Origin of the sequence: Belnapia moabensis DSM 16746 (genome assembly GCF_000745835.1) — a bacterium.
GTDB lineage: Bacteria > Pseudomonadota > Alphaproteobacteria > Acetobacterales > Acetobacteraceae > Belnapia > Belnapia moabensis.
The window spans coordinates 1-2,933 of record NZ_JQKB01000217.1; the positions used below are offsets into that span (position 1 = coordinate 1).

At 63.5% G+C, this 2,933-nt stretch carries 2 protein-coding genes and 2 pseudogenes; 2 read left to right on the forward strand and 2 right to left on the reverse strand.

The features are described 5' to 3' along the window. The first annotated feature begins 106 nt into the window (after positions 1–106). A complete protein-coding gene (locus tag EP26_RS38900) occupies positions 107–403 on the forward strand; it encodes a hypothetical protein (protein ID WP_043345101.1) in 297 nt (98 codons plus the stop codon). Positions 404–433: 30 nt separating this feature from the next. On the opposite strand, the pseudogene EP26_RS38905 reads toward EP26_RS38900, so the two are convergent. Then, positions 434–604: pseudogene (locus tag EP26_RS38905) on the reverse strand (ISL3 family transposase); the annotation flags it as partial. Between the two features lie 308 nt (positions 605–912). Between EP26_RS38905 and EP26_RS34325 the strand changes: the two are divergent. Further along, positions 913–2,313 (forward strand): FkbM family methyltransferase, encoded by a 1,401-nt coding sequence (locus EP26_RS34325; protein WP_169747558.1) that lies wholly within the window; start codon positions 913–915, stop codon positions 2,311–2,313. A 59-nt stretch (positions 2,314–2,372) separates the two neighbouring features. Here EP26_RS34325 and EP26_RS34330 read toward each other — a convergent pair. Further along, positions 2,373–2,722, reverse strand: a pseudogene (locus tag EP26_RS34330) (transposase); the annotation flags it as partial. Between the last annotated feature and the right edge of the window lie 211 nt (positions 2,723–2,933).

Sequence of the window (2,933 nt, forward strand, 5' to 3'; positions counted from 1 at the left end):
CGTGCGCACCGTGGTCGACACCGCCCGCCTGGTGCCCGGCACCAGCATCTTTGGCACCATCCTGACAACCGTCACGGCCTGACCACTCCGCCGCAGAAGTCAGGGGGTGGGTAATTACCCGGCGCAGGGCCCAGTCATCGACGCCCAGGATGCGGGGGGCTGGCTGCCGCGGCAAGGGCAGGCGGCGCACCAGGCGCAGCACCGTGTCACCACTCGCTGGCATGCCAAGGTGCTGCAGGAGCCGCCCAGCCGCCTCGCCGCCCAGGGCGACGCCGACCTGACCCTGCGCCGCGGCCAGGCGGCGCGTGCGATGCGCGTGCGGCGCAATCAGCCCAGGCAGCCGCTCGACAAAGGTCTGCCGCAGACAGGCGGGATTGCGGCAGTACAGGCGCCTCACCGCTAACCCGAGACGAACCTCGCGCCCGAGGCAGGGCAGATCGGCAGGCCGTCGCAGAGCCCGGCTATGGACCGCGTGGCTCGGCTCGCTACAATCTGGGCAGCGCGCGCTGCGTTGTCGCGCCTCGGTATGAATGTGAATGCAGCTGGAATCCGAACGGCTTACCTCCCGGATCCAGCATCCCGGCAGGAACTGCAGGTTGCTCATCCTGAACTATATAGGTTACCTAACCGTCTGGCTGAGGCCTGCACCTCCAACGCCCGCACCAACCACGCTTTTTGCGGAAGAGCCAAGCGGGTGAGGGCAACTCAGGGCATCGTGCTGCATCGCTGAAGCTTCCAGCTGCTGGCCAGAGCACCGCATGCGCCCAAGCCCTGAGCCGGTGCGTTCAATAGAGCAAGCGGTTCACATGCATTTCGCAACAATCTACGGTGTTGGGATTTCGGCAGAGGATGGGAGTGTAAGATGGATTGTACTACCACGGTCGTCCAACCCGGCGCTGGAGGACATGGATTGTGAGCTTCATTAGCTATGCCCAGAACTTTGAGGATGTTATCCTGCGTCGTGTCTTCCGTGATGTTGAGGCGGGCTTCTATGTTGATGTCGGAGCCTGGGATCCGGTCTCTCACTCGGTGACGAAAGCGTTCTATGATGCCGGTTGGCGAGGCATCAACATCGAACCCGGTCCGATGTTTACCGCCCTGGCTGCTGCTCGGCCGCGGGACATCAATCTCCATCTGGCGGTGAGCGACCGGAGCGGCCGCATGCGCTTGCATGTGCATCGGGCTGGCGACCGCGTTCTCGGCACCTCCACTCTCTATGATGGGCCGCTACCCGATCTGTCCGGAACGCTGGTGACCAAGGAAGACACCGAGGTCGAGGTTCTGCCTTTGGTGCAGGTCCTCGACCACCATGCGGGCGACCGTCACATCCATTTTCTGAAAATTGATGCCGAAGGTGCGGAGGCCGCTATTATCCGCGGGGCTGACTGGCGGCGTCACCGGCCCGAGGTAGTGGTGATCGAGGCGACGCGTCCCAACACGCAGGATCGGACGCAGGCTGAATGGGAACCCCTGCTGACCGATAATGGTTACCGTTTGGTGCTGTTTGATGGCCTCAACGCCTGGTACCTGCGTGAGGAGAGCAGCGCACGTGCCGAAGCCTTTTGGCTGCCGCCTAATATTTTTGACGACTTCCGGGTTGCGCTTGAGTTGGATTTGGAACGTCGCCTGGCTGCCTCCGAGGAGTGGGGCCATGCGGTCCAGCAGACCCTGCAGCAAACACAACAGTACCAGGCATCGCTTGAGCAAGGTTTGGCGCAAGTCAGGGATCACGCTGAGGCATTGGAACAGGCGCTTCAGCAAGCGCAACGCGACCTTAAACGCACCCGTATCGCGCACGCGGCCGAAGCCGCATGCGCGGCCGCCTATGCTCACCAAGTGGCCGAGCAACAGGCGGAATTGGCGCAGCACGCCGAACGGGTAAGCGACCTGACAACCGCGTTAGCAGCGACGGATGCCCAACTGGCAGACACCGAGGCCGAACGCCGTCGCCTGGCAGCAGAACGCTGGCGCCTGGTGCAGGATTTGCGGATGCCGGCCGGGCCGCGCATCCTGCAGCTAATCCTGCCCGCTGCGCGCCTGGTGCGACGCCTGGCCTGGGCTGGTCGGGTACCCGCCGCATCGCCGCCGCCCGACATCGCGGTTCTGGTCAAACCTCACTCGAGTCCCGCCGCGGAGCGGCGGCCGAGCCAGGATCAGTTTAAGGCGCCAACGCCATCCGTCACCGATGCACCACCCGCGCCAGCCGCAGCAACCGACAGGGAGGTTAATCCCCAACTTGCCCGCAGTGTGGAGGCCGCCCTTCTTACCTTAACTCTCCGCGGTGGCCAGGACGCTGCGGGCCGGACCTCCTAACCCGAACGGAGCGAGCGGACGCGGTTCGCAGTCCGGGCGCCCGCTAGAGCGTGATGTGTTTAGGTCTGGTTGTATCCTGAGTGCCTCAGGTAGTTGGCGCATTCCTGGGCGGTGTAGGTACTGAGGAGTGTGCCTATGGTGGCGCACACCGCGTCGCTGGTTCGGGCGGCAGCCTTTCGCAGCAGGTGTTTGAGTTTTGCGAAGACCTGTTCAATGGGGTTCAAATCGGGTGAGTATTTCGGCAGCAGGAAGAGCTTTGCGCCAGCCCGCCGGATGGCTCGGCGCACAGCCGATCCTTTGTGGCTGCCGAGGTTGTCCATGATAACCAGGTCGTCTGGCTTCAACGTCGGCACCAGGACCTGCTCGACATAGACCGGAACCGCTGCCCATTTATCGGGCCGTCGAGTAGCTGGCCTTGTCCCGCTTTCACGGACAGTGTTGCACGGCTGAAGCAGCCGCATGGAACGCCGCAACCTTCTGCTCTGGTGTGAGATAGCCCAGAGCCGAATGCAAGCGGCGTTGGTTGGTACGCGTCGTGTCGGCCACACGGAAATCAGCTCTTGACGTTGGTCGGTATGCTTCGGGTGCGGTGGTCAGCTACACCGTGCGTTCGCGCCAGT